General features: G+C 36.7%; 17 protein-coding genes and 2 tRNA genes. 9 read left to right on the plus strand and 10 right to left on the minus strand.

The window, feature by feature from the left end; all coding sequences use genetic code 11:
• Positions 1-135: 135 nt before the first annotated feature.
• From LLS04_RS05315 to LLS04_RS05335, 5 genes are all read right to left on the minus strand, one after another.
• Positions 136-603, minus strand: a complete 468-nt coding sequence (locus tag LLS04_RS05315) for a DUF7000 family protein (protein ID WP_323610648.1) — start codon at positions 601-603, stop codon at positions 136-138.
• 107 nt (positions 604-710) lie between these two features.
• Positions 711-793, minus strand: a tRNA-Leu gene (locus tag LLS04_RS05320).
• Positions 794-918: 125 nt separating this feature from the next.
• Positions 919-1,686 (minus strand): LiaF transmembrane domain-containing protein, encoded by a 768-nt coding sequence (locus LLS04_RS05325; protein ID WP_323610649.1) that lies wholly within the window; start codon positions 1,684-1,686, stop codon positions 919-921.
• Entirely contained in the window at positions 1,686-2,123 is a 438-nt protein-coding gene (locus tag LLS04_RS05330; protein WP_323610650.1) for a LytTR family DNA-binding domain-containing protein, read from the minus strand. The genes LLS04_RS05325 and LLS04_RS05330 overlap by 1 nt, the downstream gene beginning before the upstream one ends.
• Positions 2,124-2,209: 86 nt before the next feature.
• Positions 2,210-3,043, minus strand: a complete 834-nt coding sequence (locus tag LLS04_RS05335; RefSeq protein ID WP_323610651.1) for a deoxyribonuclease IV — start codon at positions 3,041-3,043, stop codon at positions 2,210-2,212.
• Between the two features lie 119 nt (positions 3,044-3,162).
• Between LLS04_RS05335 and LLS04_RS05340 the strand changes: the two genes are divergently transcribed.
• Entirely contained in the window at positions 3,163-3,684 is a 522-nt protein-coding gene (locus LLS04_RS05340) for a type 1 glutamine amidotransferase domain-containing protein (protein WP_323610652.1), read from the plus strand.
• Between the two features lie 451 nt (positions 3,685-4,135).
• Positions 4,136-6,373: a formate C-acetyltransferase gene (gene pflB / locus LLS04_RS05345; protein ID WP_323610653.1), complete on the plus strand. Its 2,238-nt coding sequence runs from the start codon at positions 4,136-4,138 to the stop codon at positions 6,371-6,373.
• Positions 6,374-6,470: 97 nt separating this feature from the next.
• Here pflB and LLS04_RS05350 read toward each other — a convergent pair whose 3' ends face one another.
• The gene (locus LLS04_RS05350; RefSeq protein WP_323610654.1) at positions 6,471-7,433 is read right to left on the minus strand and encodes a lactonase family protein; all 963 of its coding nucleotides are present in this window, start codon (positions 7,431-7,433) and stop codon (positions 6,471-6,473) included.
• A gap of 157 nt (positions 7,434-7,590) precedes the next feature.
• Between LLS04_RS05350 and LLS04_RS05355 the strand changes: the two genes are divergently transcribed.
• Both LLS04_RS05355 and LLS04_RS05360 read left to right on the plus strand, forming a co-directional pair.
• Positions 7,591-8,970 carry a 6-phospho-beta-glucosidase gene (locus LLS04_RS05355; protein WP_323610655.1) on the plus strand — a complete coding sequence of 460 codons (1,380 nt, stop codon included), beginning with the start codon at positions 7,591-7,593 and terminating at the stop codon, positions 8,968-8,970.
• Positions 8,971-9,036: 66 nt separating this feature from the next.
• Positions 9,037-9,822 carry a Cof-type HAD-IIB family hydrolase gene (locus LLS04_RS05360; protein WP_323610656.1) on the plus strand — a complete coding sequence of 262 codons (786 nt, stop codon included), beginning with the start codon at positions 9,037-9,039 and terminating at the stop codon, positions 9,820-9,822.
• 12 nt (positions 9,823-9,834) lie between these two features.
• Here LLS04_RS05360 and LLS04_RS05365 read toward each other — a convergent pair whose 3' ends face one another.
• Positions 9,835-10,692: a MurR/RpiR family transcriptional regulator gene (locus tag LLS04_RS05365; protein ID WP_323610657.1), complete on the minus strand. Its 858-nt coding sequence runs from the start codon at positions 10,690-10,692 to the stop codon at positions 9,835-9,837.
• A 70-nt stretch (positions 10,693-10,762) separates the two neighbouring features.
• On the opposite strand from LLS04_RS05365, the gene LLS04_RS05370 reads away from it, so the two are divergent.
• A tRNA-Ser gene (locus LLS04_RS05370) sits at positions 10,763-10,850 on the plus strand.
• Positions 10,851-10,931: 81 nt separating this feature from the next.
• Here the strand turns inward: LLS04_RS05370 and LLS04_RS05375 are convergent.
• Positions 10,932-12,305, minus strand: a complete 1,374-nt coding sequence (locus LLS04_RS05375) for an MBOAT family O-acyltransferase (RefSeq protein ID WP_323610659.1) — start codon at positions 12,303-12,305, stop codon at positions 10,932-10,934.
• Positions 12,306-12,313: 8 nt separating this feature from the next.
• Positions 12,314-13,456: a hypothetical protein gene (locus LLS04_RS05380; RefSeq protein WP_323610660.1), complete on the minus strand. Its 1,143-nt coding sequence runs from the start codon at positions 13,454-13,456 to the stop codon at positions 12,314-12,316.
• 222 nt (positions 13,457-13,678) lie between these two features.
• Here LLS04_RS05380 and LLS04_RS05385 point away from each other — a divergent pair, with 222 nt between their 5' ends.
• The 4 genes from LLS04_RS05385 (at position 13,679) to LLS04_RS05400 (ending at position 19,697) form a co-directional block, all read left to right on the plus strand.
• Positions 13,679-14,752, plus strand: a complete 1,074-nt coding sequence (locus tag LLS04_RS05385; RefSeq protein WP_123245134.1) for a pyridoxal-phosphate-dependent aminotransferase family protein — start codon at positions 13,679-13,681, stop codon at positions 14,750-14,752.
• Positions 14,752-15,456, plus strand: coding sequence for a phosphocholine cytidylyltransferase family protein (locus LLS04_RS05390; RefSeq protein WP_323610662.1), 705 nt, complete (start codon positions 14,752-14,754; stop codon positions 15,454-15,456). The genes LLS04_RS05385 and LLS04_RS05390 overlap by 1 nt, the downstream gene beginning before the upstream one ends.
• 180 nt (positions 15,457-15,636) lie before the next feature.
• Positions 15,637-16,290, plus strand: coding sequence for a sugar transferase (locus tag LLS04_RS05395; protein ID WP_323610663.1), 654 nt, complete (start codon positions 15,637-15,639; stop codon positions 16,288-16,290).
• A 140-nt stretch (positions 16,291-16,430) separates the two neighbouring features.
• The gene (locus LLS04_RS05400; RefSeq protein ID WP_323610664.1) at positions 16,431-19,697 is read left to right on the plus strand and encodes a glucosaminidase domain-containing protein; all 3,267 of its coding nucleotides are present in this window, start codon (positions 16,431-16,433) and stop codon (positions 19,695-19,697) included.
• Between the two features lie 63 nt (positions 19,698-19,760).
• Here the strand turns inward: LLS04_RS05400 and LLS04_RS05405 are convergent, their stop codons facing one another.
• Complete coding sequence (locus tag LLS04_RS05405) at positions 19,761-21,506, minus strand: M3 family oligoendopeptidase (RefSeq protein ID WP_323610665.1); 1,746 nt, start codon at positions 21,504-21,506, stop codon at positions 19,761-19,763.
• Between the last annotated feature and the right edge of the window lie 169 nt (positions 21,507-21,675).

Genomic DNA, 21,675 nt, shown 5'->3' on the forward strand with positions numbered 1-21,675 from the left:
AAGTTCCTTCTTTCTATATGATTATTATAATACATTGGTGTGAAGGGGAGCTTGTAAATGTGATGAAAAAAGGAAATCATGTTCCGAAGACGTTTTAAAAAAAAAAAAAAACTTGATATAAAAACAAGTTTTTAGCTAGAGATAAGCGTGTATTTGCGCATAAGCGATTGGAATCGTTTTAAGTATTGTATCTGTTAGTGCATCAAGATCTTCAAATTTTGGATGGGTTACCAAATTCATAGAAACGATAAACCACTGAGGCATCTCGTCAAAATGATTAAGGGGCGTATCTTTCAACAAGTTCCAATACTTTTCTTGAATCGGTTTTGTCCGTCCCATAAGCCAAAGTTCAAAGGCCATCGCTTGATGATTTAAGATTAAGCCCAGCTTTAAACCCTGTGACCGAAGAAAATCATCATCAAAATAAAAATAAGTATAATCGAGATAGCCATTAAGAACGGATTTCGTTGAAAATGAATCAAGTACGAAATTACGCTGAATTTGATTCATCGTGTCGATTAAAAATTTATACGTAGAAGGCATGTCGTTATTATTGATGCTTTCTTGGTATTGAAGGATGCGCTTATTTATAGAAGTTTTCATAGTAATCTCCTTTATTCAAACTATAGCAAATCCTTTTTTATAAAACAATTAACAAATAAAAGATCAAGAAAAAGTCATTACCGAAGTAATGACTGTTATTTAATAATTGGTGCGGGCGAGAGGACTCGAACCTCCATGCCGAAGCGCTAGATCCTAAGTCTAGTGTGTCTGCCAATTTCACCACGCCCGCGTATTCACTTGGTATTGCTAATAGATTATAACAAGCCATTTCTAAGAAAGCAATACCCAAATTCAATAAAAATAAAAAAAGATTGAAAATATAAAAAAAGCGGTTAAAAACCGCTTAAATAGTGATTATACGTACACAATTTTGATTTCGCCAAGGGTTACATCACCCGTTAAGGTTAATGTAGGACCATCAACGACTGTGTTTCGATGGGGATCACTGACACTTGCAAGTGTATTATCAATATTATTAATAACGTTGATATTATAAGGAATAAACAATTTTACTTGTCCAAATGCGCAACTCACTTCAAGCTGTGCCCCTGCAGGGTTAAATTGAGCCTGATCAAAATAGATTGATAATGACGCAAAGGTATTATCGATATAGCCACCCGTAAAGTTTTTTGAGCGGATATATCGCGTACGATCCGTAAACAATGCTTCGATATTTATATAGTCTGCATGGTCGTCATCGCGATAACCACTGCGACTTTGCTGTGTTCCTGTGTGATACTCATATTGATTACCATCTTCATCTGTTGCATAGCTTGAACTTTCACGATACGATTCATACTTTTGAAAGTTTACGTGCCGTTTGCGTCGTTTGAAGATCACGGAAAGACCAACAGCTAGAAATGTACTTGCCCAAAATAAAGTGCCGCCATTTCCGTGAATATTAAAATAAACACGGTTAATCCAAAGCGCCAAAGTAAGTGGGTAAACAATCCCAAAGAAATTTAACTTAGGCATATTTGAGATTGCGAACGCTACTAAGGCTACCGTAAATGCAATCTTAAATGCATTGGGACCAAAACTATAAAGATTAAATGCGCTACCAAATAATCCAAATGCCAGTAAAACTAGTACAAAGCCCCAGAAATAATCATTTTTTTTCATTAGATACTCTCCTCCTTTAATCGTTGTTTAATTTGTTGGAAATACATGCGTGATACATACGTTATCTTATGACTGTTATAAAATTGAACACTTCGAGATGAAGTAATATTCCGTTCAAGTGAATCAATCTGATTAAGATTCACAATACTTGATTTGGATGCTCGTATAAATGAACTTGGCAAGGATGCCTCTAACTCATACAAGCGATAGTGTGTGCGAAATGAATCTTTTGCTGTATGGACATAAACCGCATCGTCTTCAGTCTCGAAGAAACAAACTTCATCAAGATCAAGTGTAATATCTTTACCGCGGTGAACCGCGTTAATCGATTGGGTATCCAAAGTATGAATCATTTTCTCAATTTGAGGTGTCATTTCGCGACACTCTAAAACGATATCTTCTTCAAGATTCGGATTAATAATAACCTTTATATTCACGGATGTTCCTCCTGACTCTATTATAAATAATTATAATCGAATCGATACAAAAAAAGGGTAAGATGTCATAAATAAACCTTAAGTTGTTATTTACGAATTGATCTTAAGAGCTCAATCTCTGCTTTATAACCATCGTTATCATCTTGTGGAGTTTCTAGATAAAACGGAAGATGACGTAATTTGGGATGGTTTATAATTTTTTCGAATGTTTCCAACCCTATTGATCCTTGACCGATTTTTTCGTGGCGATCTTTGTGAGACTTAAAGGGATTTTTACTGTCATTGATATGAATCGCATGTAGTTTATCTAAACCAACAACTTCATCAAAGTGTTCGATAACACCATCTAAATCATTCACGATATCATAACCGGCATCATAAATGTGGCATGTATCCCAACATACACCAATTTTTTCTTTAACCTTCACTTTTTCAATAATTGCAGCAATTTCTTCAAAAGTGCGACCGACTTCAGTTCCTTTACCTGCCATCGTTTCAAGTAAGACAATTGTTTCTTGGTTTGGGTCTAAGACGCGATTCAACATATCAGAAATCATAACAATCGCCGGTTCAACACCTTGTCCTACATGACTTCCTGGATGGAAGTTATAAAGACTGCCTTTGATATGGCTCATACGAGACAAATCATCAAGCATGAGTTCTTCTGCATAATCACGCGTATAATCCTTATTACTGCAAGGATTCATCGTGTATGGTGCATGCGCAAGAATGTGTTTGAAATTGTTTACTTCAATTAAAGTATTAAGTTTTCCTAAATCCTCGAGATTAAGGGGTTTTGCTTTTCCCCCACGAGGACTTCGCGTGAAAAACTGAAACGTATTAGCATCAATACGAAGTGATTCATGTCCCATTGCTTCATAACCTTTCGCAAATGAGAGATGACAACCTAGATAAAACATAAAAATTCCTCCTTATATATATATGTATCGTATCAAGATGCATCGCAGACTACAATCTTAAAGCAAATAACTATACTTTAGAAAGGGATATTGATAGAGTTTAATAAAGAGGTGATGACATGGAATTAAGTGGTAAAAGAGTTTTAACCATCGTAAGTGATGATTTTGATGATCCAGAATTGTGGTACCCAATCCTTCGACTTCGTGAAGCGGGTGCGCACGTTGATATTGCAGCTGAACTTAGTGGAACGACTTACCGTGGAAAATACGGTCTGTCGGTTGTGAGTGATTTAAAGTTTTCGGATGTGGATATTACGCGCTATGATGGTCTTGTGATTCCGGGTGGATGGGCACCAGATTATCTTCGTCGATTGGATCCAGTACTGGATTTTGTGAAGTATATGGACAGCAATAAAAAGGTAATTGGTCAAATTTGTCATGCTGGATGGGTTTTATCATCTGCTGGAATTTTAAACGGAAAAACGGTAACCAGTACACCAGGTATTAAGCATGATTTAATGTATGCAGGAGCACATTGGGTTGATGAACCGGCAGTTCGAGATGGTCACGTTGTATCAGGAAGACGACCACCGGATTTACCGATTTATTTACCACTCCTTATTGAAGCACTTAAAGACTGATCGAAATCAGTCTTTTTTTTGAATGAAACGACACTATCTTGCTTTTAATTTCGAAATTAAAGTAATGTAGCGTCGTTTTTTTAATGACTACCGTTAAATTTGAACTTTTACGGATTGTTCCACACTCATAAACTTCGTTATTTTGAGCAAGATAGTGTTAACGGTGCTTATGGAGTTTGTGAAACCATGACATAAATGAAAAAGGGTTTTATTTGAACTAAGTTCACTTAAAAGTGAGTATTTTTAGATTTGAAGTGACCTAAATAATTTTGTGAAAAAAGTCTGTGAATTCTCAAACTAGTATGTTTTGAAGCAATTAAGCACAAGTGTGTACAAGAACAAGCCCAAAAAGGATGTGAAAAATAAAACGTATTGTACTAAGTTTGATATAATATGCGTGTAATACAAATAAGATATTGGGAATCAAACCCGAGAATAAGGAGGTATCTTAATGTATAATCAATGGAAAGGCTTCAAAGGAAGCTATTGGAAAGAAAACATTGATACTCGTGATTTTATCAAAAATAACTACACAGAGTATACTGGTAATGATGAGTTCTTAGAAGGACCAACTCAAAATACGTTGGATCTTATGGAACAACTCGAAGAAATGAATGCTGTACAACGTGAGAAAGCTGGCGTTTACAACATGGATACTAAAATTGTATCTACTGTAAGTTCACATGGTCCTGGTTACATGAACAAGGATAAAGAACAAATTGTTGGGTTCCAAACAGATGAACCATTAAAACAAGCGTTTATTCCTTTCGGTGGAATTGGAATGGCTGTGAAGGCTCTTGAAAGTAATGGTTATGAACCTGATGAAGAGTTAGTACATATCTTTACAAAATGGCGCAAGACACATAATCAAGGGGTATTTGATGTTTATACACCTGAAATGCGTGCAGCACGTAAGAACAAGATCATTACAGGTCTTCCAGATGCTTATGGACGTGGACGTATTATCGGTGATTACCGACGTATCGCACTTTATGGTATCGACCGTCTTGTAGCTGGTAAGAAAAATGATTTAGCACACACAGGTTACAAAACAATGACAGATGATGTAATTCGTTTACGTGAAGAAATCAGTGATCAGATTCATGCATTAGCAGAAATTAAAGAAATGGCTGCTTCTTATGGATTCGATATTTCACAACCTGCAGCAAATGCTAAAGAAGCAGTTCAATGGTTATACTTTGGTTACTTAGCAGCTATCAAAGAAAATAACGGGGCAGCGATGTCAATTGGACGTATCTCAGCATTCCTTGATATCTATATCCAACGTGATTTAGATGCTGGTGTGATTACTGAAAAAGAAGCACAAGAACTTATTGACCACCTCGTAATGAAATTACGTATGGTTAAATTTGCACGTACACCTGAATACAATGCATTGTTCAGTGGTTACCCAATCTGGGCAACATTATCAATCGCAGGTATGGGCTTTGACGGACGTTCACTCGTTACAAAAACTGACTTCCGTTTACTCCACACACTCATTAACATGGGACCTTCACCAGAACCAAACTTAACAGTTCTATACTGTAAAGAATTACCAGAAGGATTCCGTACATTTGCATCTCATGTAGCAATCGAAACATCTTCAATTCAATTTGAAAATGATACATTACTTCGTGAAAAATGGGGTTCAGATGACGTTGCAATCGCATGTTGTGTATCCGCTACTGTAATCGGTAAAGATATGCAATTCTTTGGAGCTCGTGCAAACTTAATTAAATGCCTACTTTATGCTATCAATGGTGGTATTGATGAAGTGACTAAAGCACAAGTTGGACCACGTTTACGTCCAATTACATCAGAATACCTAAACTTTGATGAAGTTAAAGTTGCTTACCAAGACATGATGGACTGGTTAGCAGAATTATATGTAAATACATTAAACTCAATTCACTACATGCACGATAAATACGCTTATGAAAAAGCACAACTTGCATTAATGGATTCCGATCTTAAACGTACTTTTGCAACTGGTATTGCAGGTATTTCACACGTTGCTGACTCCTTATCAGCAATCAAATACGCTAAGGTTAAGACGATCCGTGACGAAAAAGGTTTAGTTGTAGATTATGAAGTCGAAGGAGACTTCCCTAAATATGGTAATGATGATGACCGTGCAGATGATCTTGCAAACTGGGCATTACAATACTTCATGGGACAAATTAAACGTCACCATACATACCGCAATTCAACACCGACATTAAGCTTACTCACAATCACATCAAATGTTGTTTATGGTAAAGCTACAGGTAATACACCTGATGGACGTGGACAAGGTGTTCCTTTAGCACCTGGTGCGAACCCATCATACGGTGCAGAAAAGAATGGTTTATTAGCTTCATTAAACTCAACAGCTAAATTAGACTATAACTGTGCACTTGATGGTATCTCAAATACACAAACAATTGCGCCAATCGCAATGGGTAAAACTTCAGACGAACGTATCGTAAACCTACGTGGTATTATGGACGGTTACTTCGCACAAGGAGCTTACCACTTAAACGTTAACGTATTTGACAATGCACTTCTTGAAGATGCTATGGCCAATCCATTGAAATACCCTAACTTAACAATTCGTGTTTCAGGTTATGCTGTTCGATTTGTAGAACTTACAAAAGAACAACAACTTGATGTTCTTATGAGAACTGCTCACGAAAGAACTGTTTAATTTATAATTTATTAAACTCAAAAAAATCACGCTTAAACCGCGTGATTTTTTTTGGAATTAAAAAAGACATCTGAATGCAACGATGTCTTTTTTATTTTTATGAAATGAAGAGAACTGAAACACATTCCGGTGCGTAAATATCCGATTGGAGTAATGTTAGCTTCCCAGTCGTCTCATTTCTTGCGTACAAGCTGAGATTATTTGTATCACGGTTTGCGCAAACAAGATATTTTTGATCTGGACTGAGGGCAAAATCACGCGGATGTTCACCAAAGCTTGAAATGTTTTGAATTAATTCAAGCTGGAGCCCGTCTTTACTGATTTTAAAGACTGTGATGGAGTCATGACCACGGTTGGATACATAAAGATAGTTTCCATCTTTAGAGATTCGAATTGCAGCTGCAGATCGAATTGCATCAATTTCTGGCAATGCATCGAACACACCGTGCTCGATAAAATCAAATCCATCATCCTCTAAAACCGTAACATGACATGTATGCTCCGAAAATAGATAAAGTAGGGGTAAATGTGGATGAAAGGCAAGGTGTCGTGGACCCGACCCTGCAGGTGCTTTATACGTTGCGATTTCATTCATAAGTTCATATTTACGAACCGTATCTAAGCCTAAATCACAAACATAGACAAATTCGGAGTTTGGTTTCTTATTTACGAAGTGAGCATGCGATCCATCTTTGTATTCAATTTTTTTAAAGACTTGATGATTTTTATAAACATTGACGCGTCCTTTATGATAATTCGCATCATAAATTTGATCTTCATTTTTGTCATAGGCGACATAACACGGCGCAGGTCCGGGCTCAATAAAACGTTCAATAAGTTCTGTGTCAGTTCCTTGATACTTCCATGTCGCAATCCCCGCTTGATCATCGTTTTGATAGACACTGAATAAGGTTTGCGTTGTTGAATCATAATCAAGGTAGGTTGGGTTTTCTACCTCCGCAATGTGCGTTAAACGCACTAAACGATCATGTTCCAAGTCAATTTCATAAATCCCTTTGCTTTCAGATTTTGTATAAGTTCCAAGTAATATTTTAGTCATAAAAGCCTCCTGAATAAATTATACCATAAGAATATGGTATTTAATTTCACACTTAACACTTGAGAAAACACTTAAATGAAATTAAAAATCAAGTTCGGTGTCGTTTATTGTGAGAAAACTTAATAAGGGATACAATTTGAATACCTAGGAGGCGACTATGACTAAAAAAATAAAGATTGTTACGATTGGTGGGGGAAGTAGTTATACACCCGAACTTATGGAAGGATTCATTAAACGATCAGATCAAATTGATATTTCAGAGCTTTGGTTGGTGGACGTTGAAGAAGGCAAGGAAAAGTTAGAGATTGTAGGTGCAATGGCACAACGTATGGTTGAGGCAGCCGGACTTGACTGGAAGGTGAAATTAACGCTTGATCGTCGTGAAGCACTCAAAGATGCGGATTTTGTGACGACACAATTTCGTGTTGGGCAACTTGAAGCTCGTAAACGTGATGAACGAATTCCCGGGAAATATGGGTCGTTGGGACAAGAAACGAATGGTGCAGGTGGAATTTTTAAGGCTTTTCGTACCATTCCTGTAATTCTTGATATTATTAAAGATATGGAAACATTATGTCCCAATGCATGGCTGATTAATTTCACAAACCCTGCAGGGATTATAACTGAAGCTGCAATTAAGTGGGGTGGTTGGAAACGTACGATTGGACTTTGTAATATTCCAGTTGGATGTACAAAAATTAACCATGAAGCAATGGGCTATGATGAGAATGCGAATGTTTTATTTGAAAAGTTTGCGGGGCTAAACCATTTTCATTGGCACCGTGTTTGGGATCAAGATGGAACCGAAGTGACGCAGATGTTAATTGAGCGATTGTTTGATCCAAGCAGTTCATTTTCAAAAGTCCAAGAAGTGAAAAACATCACACCCATACCTTATAACCTTGATCAGTTGAAGGATTTAGGAATGATTCCGTGTTCTTATCACCGTTACTACTATATTGCGCGAAATATGACCGAAGAGTTTATGGAAAATTGGACGAATCATAAGACACGTGCTGAAACGGTTCAACAAACCGAAGCAGCTTTATTTGAGTTGTATAAAGATCCGAATTTAAATTATAAGCCGGAAGAGTTAACACAACGTGGTGGTGCCCATTATTCTGATGCAGCTTGTCAGTTAATTGCATCGATTCATAATGATTTACGAACCGTAATGACTGTAAGCACTCAAAATAATGGTACGATTACCGATTTGCCGTATGATTGTGTTGTGGAGGTTACAAGTGTTATTACCTCTCATGGCGCCGAACCATTTAACTGGGGTTCTTTTGAACCGGCAGCACGCGGTCAACTCCAAATGATGAAAGCCATGGAAGAAACGGTCATTGAAGCCGCCGTTACTGGAAATTATCGTAAAGCGGTTCAAGCCTTTTCAATTAATCCCATGATTCAAGGGGGATATTACACGATTGATATGCTCCATGAAATGCTTGTAGCCCATAAAGACTATTTACCCCAATTTTCCGATAAAATTGCGGAACTTGAAAGCCAAGGCGTTAAATACATCGCAGATTAGAGATTAAATTGCTATAATGGACAGGAGGCTTTGCCTTCTGTTTTTTTATGAAAGTTGAGGAAGTATATGATTAAATTAATTGCGACAGATATGGACGGGACACTTTTGGACGCAGATCATGCTTTAACGCCTTCGATGCGGGAAACGATTTTAAAACTGCGTCAGAAGGGTATTAAGTTTGGGGTTGCGACGGGCAGACCCATGGATTCCGCAGTCTTTGGTATACCCGATATCGCAGAATTATTTGATTTCGCAATCTGTGATAACGGTGGTTTTGTTTATGATTTTGCGGATGGTGAAATTCATGAACAGTTCCCATTGAGTGGTGATTTAATTCGTGAAATTTTAGATACCTTTATGCCCATGGGTGGAAACCCTGTATTAACAGGTCCTGGAAAACTGTATACACAATTTGAGGATTTTTATAATATCGAGGTTCGTACTCACATTGATTTGGAGTATGTCGATGTCCGATCTAAAGTTTTGGACTCGCATGCTAAAATCATCTTTAGTGGAGAACCTGAAACTCTAGCGCGTATTGAAGCATATGTACATGAAAATCCCAATCCGTGCTATGTTGCGTTTTACTCTCAAAAAGAGTTAATTGAATTTATGGATCCGCGGATTAATAAGATGGTCGGACTTCAGTACTATATGGATAAGTATGGTATTACAGTTGATGAAATTATGACCTTTGGTGATAATAATAATGATTTGCATATGATTGAAGATGCAGGGCATGGTGTTGCGATGGAGAATGCAACACAAGCTGTAAAGGATGTTGCGGATGCAGTCTGTGGTTTTAATCATGAAGACGGTGTTAAACGATATCTCGATCAATATAAATTTTAAAAAAGACTCCAATCATTGATTGGAGTCTTTTTTTATATACCAAGGGTGTTTTTCGATGATTTCTTGGTTTTTTTCATAATCGATTGCGAAGATTAAAGCGTAAATGAAATCAAGAACAAGTTGCATTGATGTCCGCGAAGAGAAGGAGGCCATCTTGGTTACAAGTTCTTCTTGGGGTGAAACATGTACAACTTCTAAGGCATGTGTGCATAAGGGATTGTTTAAGGGTCCTGTAATTAAGATATAGGGGATATTTCGTTCAACGAGGGAGTCCACAATGGTTTTGTTATGTTCATTTTGACCATAATAGGAAATAATGAGGGCAATACTGTCCAGCGGTTGTGTATTGGCTTTGAGTGATTGAAAACCAAGTGATGTTTCGAGGTTACAATCGAGTTCAATGCGAAACAATTTATATTGGAAATCTTGAGCAAGAATTAACGATTGTCCCGATCCGTATAAATAGATATGAGGCGCATAATAGATTTTATGGGCTATTCGATCGAGTTGTTCAAGGTCGATGTTGTTGTAAGTATCGTTCATGGATTGATAGTTAAGCGATAAGATTGATTGAACAATTTCAGCGCTTGTGTGATTGCTTTGGAAAGGAACATCATCACGTATGCGATTTTCAGTTATTGAGAACGAACTTAATTCACCAGCAAGTTTAACTTTAAAATCACTAAATCCTTCCGTTTTCATTTTTCGGCAAAAACGGGTAATGGTTGACGCACTTGCATATGTAATTTCAGATAATTCATGAATTGTAAGTTGAGTCACAAGTTGCGGATTTTCAAGGATATACTGCGCAATTTTTGATTCGGTATCCGAAAGGTGGGTACTGTTTTTGATTCGATTGATAAGTAGCACAAAGAAAGCCTCCTTTTTGTATATTATACATTGTTTTCTGTTTAATTATTATGTATAATAAGTAAGCACTGGAGAATTGGCCGAGTGGCTTAAGGCACCATCTTGGAAAGGTGGCGAAGTGAAAGCTTCCGTGAGTTCGAATCTCATGTTCTCCGCCAAATTTAAAAGAACCTACTCGATGAGTAGAAAAAAAGAAAAAAGACCCATAATTTTATGGGTCTTTTTGTTGCTTGTTTTCATTAGAACTGTTGGTAAATAAATGCTTTAAAGGAACTTGTAACAACAAAGATAATGCCGAGTATAAATAATCCTACGATTAAGAACATACTGGCGATTTGTTGCCATTTTTTTTCGCTTTTATTCCAACGCATGATAAATGCATTAACGATGGGTGTGCAAAACAAGATTGCGAGAATCCAATCAATCGGTCGTGAGAGTACATAGGTTAGGATTTGTTTTATACCAATTAAATTCATATCCCATATAAACATTTTTGATAGAAAATCAAAAGCTTGCCCTAGGGAACCTGCACGAAAGAAAACCCACCCGATGTTTATGAGGGTCAGGGTAATAAGGTGTTGAAGGATGCGTGGTGCTTTTTTGAGTGCTTCGCCCCACACATTACGTTCTAAAATTATAACTAAGAAGTTGAAACATCCCCAAATAATAAAGTTGAGGGAAGAACCATGCCAAAATCCGGTAATGAGCCATACGACTAACATATTCAAATAAGTTCGTCTGGAACCTTTACGATTACCGCCTAAGGGTATGTAGATATAATCCTTGAACCAACGGGTAAGGGTAATATGCCATCGTTTCCAAAAGTCGCTAAACGATCGAGCAAGGTAGGGATCTTTAAAGTTTTCAGGTAAATGAATTCCAAACATTCCACCGATTCCAATGGCCATATCTGTATAACCAGAGAAATCCAAGTAAAGCTGAAGCATAAACGCAATGGACCCTAGCCATGCTGTTCCGGTAAAGAAAGCTGTGGTATAAAGGCCTTCATAGACTTTTGCGGCGATGAGTCCAAAATTCGCAGCAAGATATGCTTTTTTGAATAAACCGATAGTAAAGCGAATAAAACCACTGTATAACATTTCATTCGGTACATCTTTGTTTTCAAGTTTGGTTTCATCATATCTTAAGATAGGTCCTGACGTGATGGTCATAAATAACATAAAGAATGCACTGAATTTAAGCAGGTTCGTTTCGGGTTTTCGGTCCCGATATGCGACATCTGCTAGATAAGCAATTCCTTGGAAGGTATAAAAAGATATGCCGAGAGGAGCCATTAATCCTTCTAAAAAAGTCAAGTTTGTTGTTTCAATAAAAAGCGGTTTATACTTAAAGAAAACTAGGACTAAGATATTTAGACTAACTGTAGCTATAAACACCTGCTTATGTGGTTTCTTATACAAGAAGGATGCAGCATAGAAATAGCTCAACATCGATAAGATAATGATAAGCAAAGGACCAAGTCCAAGATAACTGATAAAAAATAAATTAAGAACTGCTAAGAGGGATGTCTTATGTTTTCCATGTGTCGCAAGGTTTATGAGAACTGCAAGGGGAAGGAAAACAAATAAAAATGTGTAACTTGTAAGGGGCATAGAATCTCCTATTCATTTTCAATTAAATTAAGTTGTGTGTTTCGAACAAAGACGATTACGTCGAATTTGTTTTTTTCAATGTATTCATATACATCACCTTTATAGGAACGTAAATCCAGTGAATGAACTTCATTGAAATCATAAATCGAAAGGTACTCTAAAGCATTGGTGAATGAATCTCCGATAAAGAGTATCTTAGGTAGATTGTCGCGTTTTGTTTTTATAACGGTATTTGCTTTATCACCATTCATATAATTACCATAAAGTGAAATCGCTTCATCCGCAATCATTACGGGTTCATCCGATGGTGAACTGTCTTCATATCGCTTATATTTTGGGAGCGATTGGTTTTGGGGTTTGAGGTAGTAAAAGATTTCCCCTTTAGAATAGCTTGTATCGGCCATCGTTCGAGAATTATTCCCGATAAAGGGGCTTTCATAAACGATTCGTTCGTAATTGCTGATGGGACGTGTCTGAATGCGGGGATCGTTGATTGTTTCAAGGAGTTCCTGATAAATTAATAACGATGCATCAGCGGTATAGTGGTTATCGGTTTTATAGTAAGGTTCAAGCAAACCATTTTTTAAGAAAACATCAGAACCTGATATAGTCTGAACGGATGCTTTATCTGCCTGTGTACGCAGTGTGTCGTTATATTCTAACTTATGCGTTGTATTTGTTGCGAAATAATTTGGGAACAGTTCGTTGTGGAAATCATATTTTTGCGGAATATCAATAAAAATAAATTGACCACCACTTTTCTCTGAAACATTTTTTAGATTTTGAAGGTTTGATATAGGTTTATCAAGAGACTCTTGTAACGAACTGAGTGTTTGTTCCTGATAATCTTCAAATTCTAAAATATAACCGGAATTGCTGATAAAATGATTCTTACGAATGGATTTAAGCAGTAATTTATCAATTTTAGAACTAGACTTCAAAATAGAATCTCGAAATACAAGTTGATCCAGTTGATATGTTTCTAATTCTTGAAAATAAGTTCCATTGAGCACTTCTTGTATATCTGCACTTGGAAATTGAGCTAGACTTCGATATTCTAAGTCTGAATTTTTACGATCTGGGCTCAGTAGTGAAAGTGTGGTAATAAAAAGCATTAAGCTGAAAATTATGATAACAATCTTTTTTTTCAAAACTGTGATACCTCCTTGTCTCATAATGGGATTAACCGTATTCAATTATATAACAATTCCATAAATATTAGTATTAAAGCAGTTTTAGAATCATTAATTTGAATTTAAGAATTTTAATAGATTCGAAAATAAGGTATAATATAAATGTTTAATATATAAAGTTTGATTGTTTTCATCGATGTTGATTAAATAATATATGATGATACAATTAAGGAGGAAAATATGCTTAATTTTACAGTTGGGCCGGTCATGATGCGTCAAGACATAATGGATGTTGGTGCTGAGCCTGTTCCATACTTTAGAACACCTGAGTTTTCAGATGTTATGTTGGAAAATGAATTAATCGTTAAAGAAATTTGCGGTGCTCGAGATGAGGACAAAGTTGTTGTCTTAACGGGATCGGGTACAGCTGCAATGGATGCAGCTATTGTGAATTGTGCAAAAGAAAACGATAAGTTTTTAATTGTTAATGGCGGCTCTTTTGGAGCTCGTTTTTGTGAAATATGTTCTGTATATGATGTAAATTTTGAATCCATTAATTTAGATTTTGGTCAAAGTTTGACATCGGCTGATTTAGAACCTTATGAAAATGCGGGATTTACAGGGTTTCTTGTGAATTTAGATGAGACATCTTCGGGTGTTTTATATGATATCGATTTAATTTCATCGTTTTGTAAACGTAATAATTTATTCTTGATTGTGGATGCAATCAGTGCGTTTCTTGCGGATGAAATTATGATGGAGCAATCCAACATTGATATTCTCATTACAGGATCTCAAAAGGCTTTAGCATTGCCTCCAGGACTTTCGATTCTTGTGTTGTCTGAAGATGCTCAACGTCGTGTTGATGAAAACAAACGTCCTTGTTACTACTTAGATTTAAAGAGTGCATTATCGAATGCAAAGCGTGGGCAAACACCGTTTACACCTGCTGTCGGTATTGTATTACAACTCAATCTAAGACTTAAACAAGTTAAGCAAGATGGCATCGATCAAACAATTGGGAATACAAGAGCACTCGCAATGTCGTTTCGATCAAAAATCGAAGATTACGGGTTCAAGTGTGTTACCGATTCGAGTTCGAATGCAGTGACAGCGCTTTATGTACCAGAAGGTAAATCTGCGAAAGAAATCTTTACGGTTCTAAAAGATGAATATGAAATCTGGGTAACGCCAAGTGGTGGTGCTTATGCAGATTCAGTTATAAGGGTTTCACACATCGGTGAAATCACTCAAGAAAATATGGAGACATTATATAATGCGCTCGATTCACTTAAAGAAAGAGGTATAATCTAATGAAATTAGTATTATTAGCAGCAGGAAGAGGAACTCGTATTAGCCGTTATTTAGAAGGAAGACCTAAATGTACTGTTGATATTGGGGGACAACCACTGATCGAATATACAATTGAATTATTCAATAAGAATGGTATTAACGATATTGCAATCGTATTGGGATACGAAGGTCAATATATTCGTGAAGCACTTAAAGGTAAAGGTGTTAAGTTTTACTACAACCCATTCTATGATGTAACAAACAGTGTTGCTTCAATTTGGTTTGCGAAAGATTTCTTTGAACCTGCAGAAGATGTGTTAATCATGAATGCAGACGTATTTTTAGAACAAAAAACACTTGATATTATCTTAGCTGAGAAAAAATCACCTGTGTTGTTCTCAGATGATACACGTAAAGAAGAAAGTGATTACAAATTCTACTACGAAAATGATATCTTAATCAAACACGGTAAAGAATTAACGGGTGATGATATTACTGGAGAATATGTTGGAATTGCGAAATTATCATCAGACTTCTTACCAGAATTCTTACAACGTTTAGAAGTTCTAATTGATACACAGCAACATGGCCTATGGTGGGAAAATATTCTATATTCCATGATTGAAGAGCAACCCATTCATGTTAAAAATGTTGCTCCGAATTTCTGGGGTGAGGTTGATTATATCGAAGACTATGAGCGTATCATGGCTTTTATCAAAAAATAATAAGATAACAGTTAAAGAGGGAGAATCGAAAGATTCTTTTTCTTTGTTTCTGATTCCGAACCCGCACATAACCTTGTTAGGATAGGGCGAATATGCTATAATTGACCTGTTTGTAAAATATATAAAAAGCAGTGTTTATTAAGCAATAAACATTCTGTTAAGATAATGAGGATGGAAAATATGATAAACAACAACTCCGATGCTAATGAGAATAAAGAATTAATGGAAAAGTATCAAGAGTTTAAGAAAAAACACCCATACGTTTATTTAAAACGATTTTTCGATCTTATCTTAACACTATTGTTTTCACCAATTATTATTATAATTGTTGTGATTTTCGCAATTATTGTTAAGGTGGATTCTAAGGGTCCTGCTTTCTATACGCAACAACGTGTAGGACAAGCAGGTAAAGAATTCAAGATCCATAAATTACGATCGATGCGTGTCGATGCCGAGGTCAATACTGGTGCTGTTTGGGCCGAGAAAAATGATCCGCGTATTACGAAAGTGGGACGCTTTATTCGTAAAGTACGTATTGATGAGCTTCCACAATTCTTAAATGTATTAATTGGGGAAATGAGTATTATTGGTCCTCGTCCAGAACGTAAAGATTTAACGGATCAGTTTGAATCGGAAATACCAGGCTTTAAAGAAAGACTTCTTGTTAAGCCAGGGATTACCGGATGGGCTCAAGTTAATGGTGGGTATGACATTACTCCTGCTGAGAAACTTGTGTTTGATCGAGAGTATCTCAATGCGTTTTCATTTAAACAAGATATCGTGATTATCTTCAAAACAATTCGTGTGGTTCTAACAGGAAGTGGCGCACGATAAAGCACTCGAGAGAGTGCTTTTTTTCATATTCTTGAGAATTCATGGTAAAATTAAGATTAATTAATATATGATTCTTTGTTAGAGTACTTTATATCAGAAGAATAGTTTATAATACTATTATTGTCGAGGAGGTTTTGTTTATGGAAAGAAAGAGATTTCTAGCGTTGTTTTTAACGTTAGTAATGCTTGTTACTTCAGTTACTTATAATACATTAGCATTTGATGAACCGGATGCATCATTAAGTACTGATGTGAATCAGGAAGTTGATTTAAATCATAAAATTGAATTTGAAAAAGAAGAAGAGTCAGAAATTATAGAGGAACCATCTAAATTGGAACCTGAAGAACCTGAGGTGGATCCTGAAATTCAACCTGAAGTTCCTTCAAAAGCACCTTTGAATACCTTAAAGGCGGTTTCAAGTCTTTGTGTCCAAGACGGTTGGGTACAAAAAGGGGCTGCTTGGTTTTACTGTGAAAATGGAAACCCAATCAAAAATTGGAAAGAAATTGGGGGATATTGGTATTTCTTCAGACCGGATGGTGAAATGAAGTCACAAGCATGGCATCAAAGCGGTGATGATTGGTATTATTTTAGTAAAAGTGGGAGTGCGGTCAAAAATGATTGGGCTCAAATAGGTGGTGTCTGGTATTTATTTAATTCTAAATCAGTAATGCTTAAAGACCAATGGACTCAATCCGGAGGTTATTCTTATTACTTAGGCTCAGATGGTAAGGCAGCGAAATCACAATGGAAAAAAGTTGGAGATGTTTCGTATTATTTTGATTCATCAAGTCATCTCATTCGTGAAACCAGTGCTACCCATACCTATTCTGTTAAGAAAATTATGGATGATGGTAGTATTGCAACGGGAAAAGCAGATTTTGTAAGTAATAATCTTAATGATGCCATAAATAAAATGAACCAACTCGGAAGTGGTTATGTTGTGACGTCGATGGCTGGTTTGAGTCATTTGGGGATTGTGGCCATGAGTTCAGGATATGCGCATTCACTTCCAAGTCGCAAAGGGGAAATTAAAGATCTTGCAAGTACTGAAACATTAAACATCTATAGTAATCGTAATCTTTCGGGATCTGCGCTTACTTATATCTCAAGTAATTATAAAATGCAGTATAAAGGGACTGAATTAACGGACTCTGGAAAGCCAGTAATTCGGGTTAATATTCAAGGTGCGGAAGGGTATGTTGATCTTAATAAAGTTGATTTAATTCCGATGCACTATATCGATAAAAAAATTCCAGTTTATTTGGGTGGAAATCTTGATGACGATGGTTATCGAAAAGTCGTCGCTCCAGATTACTATTGGGTGAAAAATGGAGAAATATCATTATACTTCTCTCAAACCTACGCCCAAAGTGGAGAACAAGGAATTACATATGCGCAAGCACCTTCTTGGCTTCCTGAATCCGGTAATCCATACTATTCCGAAGATGGTGTCCATTTCTTTAGCGATAAGGAACTGAAAAAACCTATAATGGACGGGAACCAACCGGGAGAATTTTATGCGTATTATCAATGGCTTCCGGTTCGTAGTTTCTCAAATATTAGTGCGGATGATTTAAACGCGCGCCTACGTTATCTTGATAAAACAGACTCAATTATGTTTGGAAATGAACAAGCATTTATTGAAAGTGGTCATCTTTATGGTATGAACCCACTCCTGTTATTTGCACAAGCTGCACATGAATCTGCTTATGGAACTTCGTGGTTGGCTAAAAACAGATTCAATTTGTTTGGTTGGAATGCGGTTGATTCTGATCCAAGCCAAGCACTTACTTATACAGGTGTCTATAACAGTATTAATTATCATATGTCTAAACAATTAAGTTCTTATTTTGATGTTGGAGAGTGGCGTAATGCTGGACTGAGTTTTGGAAATAAGGGTTCTGGAATCACCGTTCGTTATGCTTCGGACCCGTTTTATGGTATTAAAGTAGCGGGTATCGCTTATACAACGGATCGTGCAGCAGGTTTTAAGGACCATAATGGCTATGCTTTAGCACGTATCAACAATCAAACAAGTACGCCTGTATATAAAGGTGCGAATACGCATTCAGGTGTTTATTATGCAACAAATTCCGGTTTGAACCATCAAGTTGTTCTTGATCTCGGTGATTCAGCTGGTTTTATGAAAACATATTTATCAATGCCAGTAGTAAATGGCTCAGTATCCGTTAAAGCAATGCCTGTAGATTTACCGGCAAACTTTGGTTATATTGCAAATAGTGTACGGGTTAAAATTAAATCAAATGGTGTAAAGAAATCAAATGCTCCAAGCACGCGCATTACGGTAGCGGAATCGTCAAAGAAATACACTGTAACACAAGATCTCAATATGCGTAGTGGTTGGGGAACCTCGAATCGTGTCTTAGCTACAATTCCTGCAAAGACCGTTGTTCAAGCATATCCAACTACAAATGGATGGGCAAAAGTTGTCTATAAAAATCAAATTGGATATGTATCACAAGATTATCTCGCAACTGAAACGACCCCAACAGCGCCTAAAAAGGGCTGGGTTAAAGATGGAGCGAAATGGCTCTATTATGAAAACAATACACCTGTAAAAGGGTGGCGAGAAATTGGTGGAAGTTATTATCTCTTTAATAACAGTACAGGTGTTATGTATTCGAGTACATGGACTAAAGATGCTCAAGGGCGTTGGAGTTACCTTGGTACGTATGGTAAAGCATTGAAGAATGAATGGTTTAAATCCGCAGGAAAATGGTATTATGCTGGAAATGATGGCAAAATGCTTCGTTCGGGTCTTCATCTAGTAAAAGGTTCATGGTATGAATTTGGTTCTGATGCAGATATGAAAGCAAATAAATGGATTAAAAATTCTAAAGGGAAGTGGCATTATCTCAATTCAGGTGGTGCGGCTGTAAAAAATGCATGGGTTAAAGTCAGTGGGAAATGGTATTATGCTGATGCAAATAGTGAAATGATTACGGGTTGGAAGAAGATTAACGGTAATTGGTATGTATTTGATTCAAGTACCAAAATGCTTTCAAACCAGTGGTATAAAAATGCAAGTGGTACTTGGTCCTATGTATCGGATTCAGGTGCGGCATTGACCAATCAATGGAAGAAGTCGGGTGGTAAATGGTACTACTTCTTAAGTCATGGTGGAACCGCACGTGGTGTTCATCGAATCGGTGGTTCAAGTTATGCTTTTGGAACGGATTCTGTAATGCATGCCAATCAGTGGGTAAAGCTGAATCAAAAATGGTATTATGCTACGGGTTCTGGAGCACTTCAAAAAGGCTGGATTAAGCTGGGTGGTGCTTGGTATTATTTAAATCCTTCTGACTGTGTGATGGTTTCAGATAAAACAATGACGATTAATGGTACTCGATATCGTTTTGATCGTTCAGGTCGTATGCTTTAAAAATATAAAAAAAACCATAGTCACTATTGTGATTATGGTTTTTTAATGTCTGATTGTTTGTTGTTATTGAGTTAGTTCGATAAACATTTCGATGCGATCTGCCGCAACTTGGAGACTTGATTTCCAGAAATCTACATCTGTAACATCGATGTCTGCTTGTGCAGCGACATCTTCACAGGATGCAGTTGTTGTAGCTTTTAGAAGGTTTCGGTATGCCGGAACAAATGCTTCGCCTTCTTTTTCAAACTTAGCGTAAAGACCTAATGCGAATAAACCACCAAATGCGTAAGGGAAGTTGTAATAACTTAACCCGCCACTATAATAGTGTCCTTTACATGCCCACATATAAGGGTGATACGTGCTTGCGTCGAGGCCATCTCCATAGGTTTGACGTTGTGCTTCGATCATAATTTCTTTCAAATCTTTAGGGAATAAAAATTCAGTTTTACGGCGTTCGAAGACTTCGGATTCGAACTTAAATCGTGATAAAATGTCAACGATAATTTGTGTTAAATCTTGTAGTGAGTTTTCAATTAACACGAGTTTTTCTTCGTCGCTCGATGCTTTGAGTGCGGCATTGAAGACAATGTTTTCGCAGAATGTTGATGCGGTTTCTGCTACAGGCATTGAGTAGCTTGTGTTTAGTATTGGCAGATCTTCAATCATCATGCCATGGTATGCGTGCCCTAATTCATGGGCAATCGTAACAATATCCGAGATTGAACCGTCAAAGTTCGTAAGAACGTAACTTTGTTTTATCTGTGATTGGTTACTACAGAAAGCACCGCTACGTTTTCCTTCGCGAGGTAAAAAGTCAATCCATGCATCTTCGTAAGCAGTTTTCGCCATATCTGCAAGATCATCTGAGAACACTGCAAAGCTATTAAGAATCATTTCTTTGGAGTCTTCAACTGTATACGTTTTTGGGTTTTTGGTTTCAAAAGGTGCAAAAAGATCATACCAAGGTAGTCCGTTTTCATGATTCATGAGATGGGCTTTATGTTTTAGATATTTCCTAAATACAGGAAGATACGCTTCAATAGCCTCCAACAAAGCATCGAGTGTTTTCTTGCTCATTCTTGAATCGAAAAGCGTTTTTTCAAGTGCTGATTCGTAGCCACGTAAGTCGGAAATCGTATTTACAGTACCTTTGATGCTGTTCAGTGCGAATGCGATGGAATCATCCATCTTTTCATACAATTCTAATTCTTTATAATAAGCATCTTTACGAATCTTGGGATCGTGAGCGTATGCAAGGTTACGAATTGAAGCCATCGTGTGTTTTTCACCATTAAATTCAATTGTTGTCATTGAAGTGAGATGACCAAATAATTGATTCCAAGCGCTTGCGCCATTAATATTCAATTTAGAAATGACCTCCTCAACATCAGGGCTTAAATTATGCTTGCTGAGGTCGATCATTTCTTGCAAGATAAATTCATGTTCTTTAACTAATGGACTTTCCGAAACCCATTGCGGAAATACCTCTTTTGAATCAGACATGAATTGACTGAAAAGAGCGTATGCGCGTGATGTTTCGCTGAGTATGTTTTGGAGTTGTCCCATATGGCGATTGCTTTCATTGTCACTTGCGTTTGCTGAAATCTGTAAACTTGCGAAACTTACGAGTGAATTTGCAAGTGTATTGAGTTCTGAATCGAGAGTGATAAAGGCCTCTAAGTCCTTACAATTTGTAAGGTTGGGTGCTAAGTCATTCATTGATTTAATAATTGTTTTGAGCTTTTCTACATCTGAAGTGTAGTCTGCGTCATACCCTTTATAAAGGGCGTCTAAATTCCATGTATACATTGTGATATAATTCTCCTTTAAATATATTAGAATTATACCACAATTATGAAAGTTTGTTACATAATAATGTAAATGACACTCAAATTATCAGAAAAACATTGAAACAACAAACCAAACATGTTAAAATTTCTTTACAGAAAGGTTGGTGTCCTATGACCAACATACATCA

This window comes from Erysipelothrix enhydrae (assembly GCF_035066605.1).
GTDB classification, from domain to species: domain Bacteria; phylum Bacillota_I; class Bacilli_A; order Erysipelotrichales; family Erysipelotrichaceae; genus Erysipelothrix; species Erysipelothrix amsterdamensis.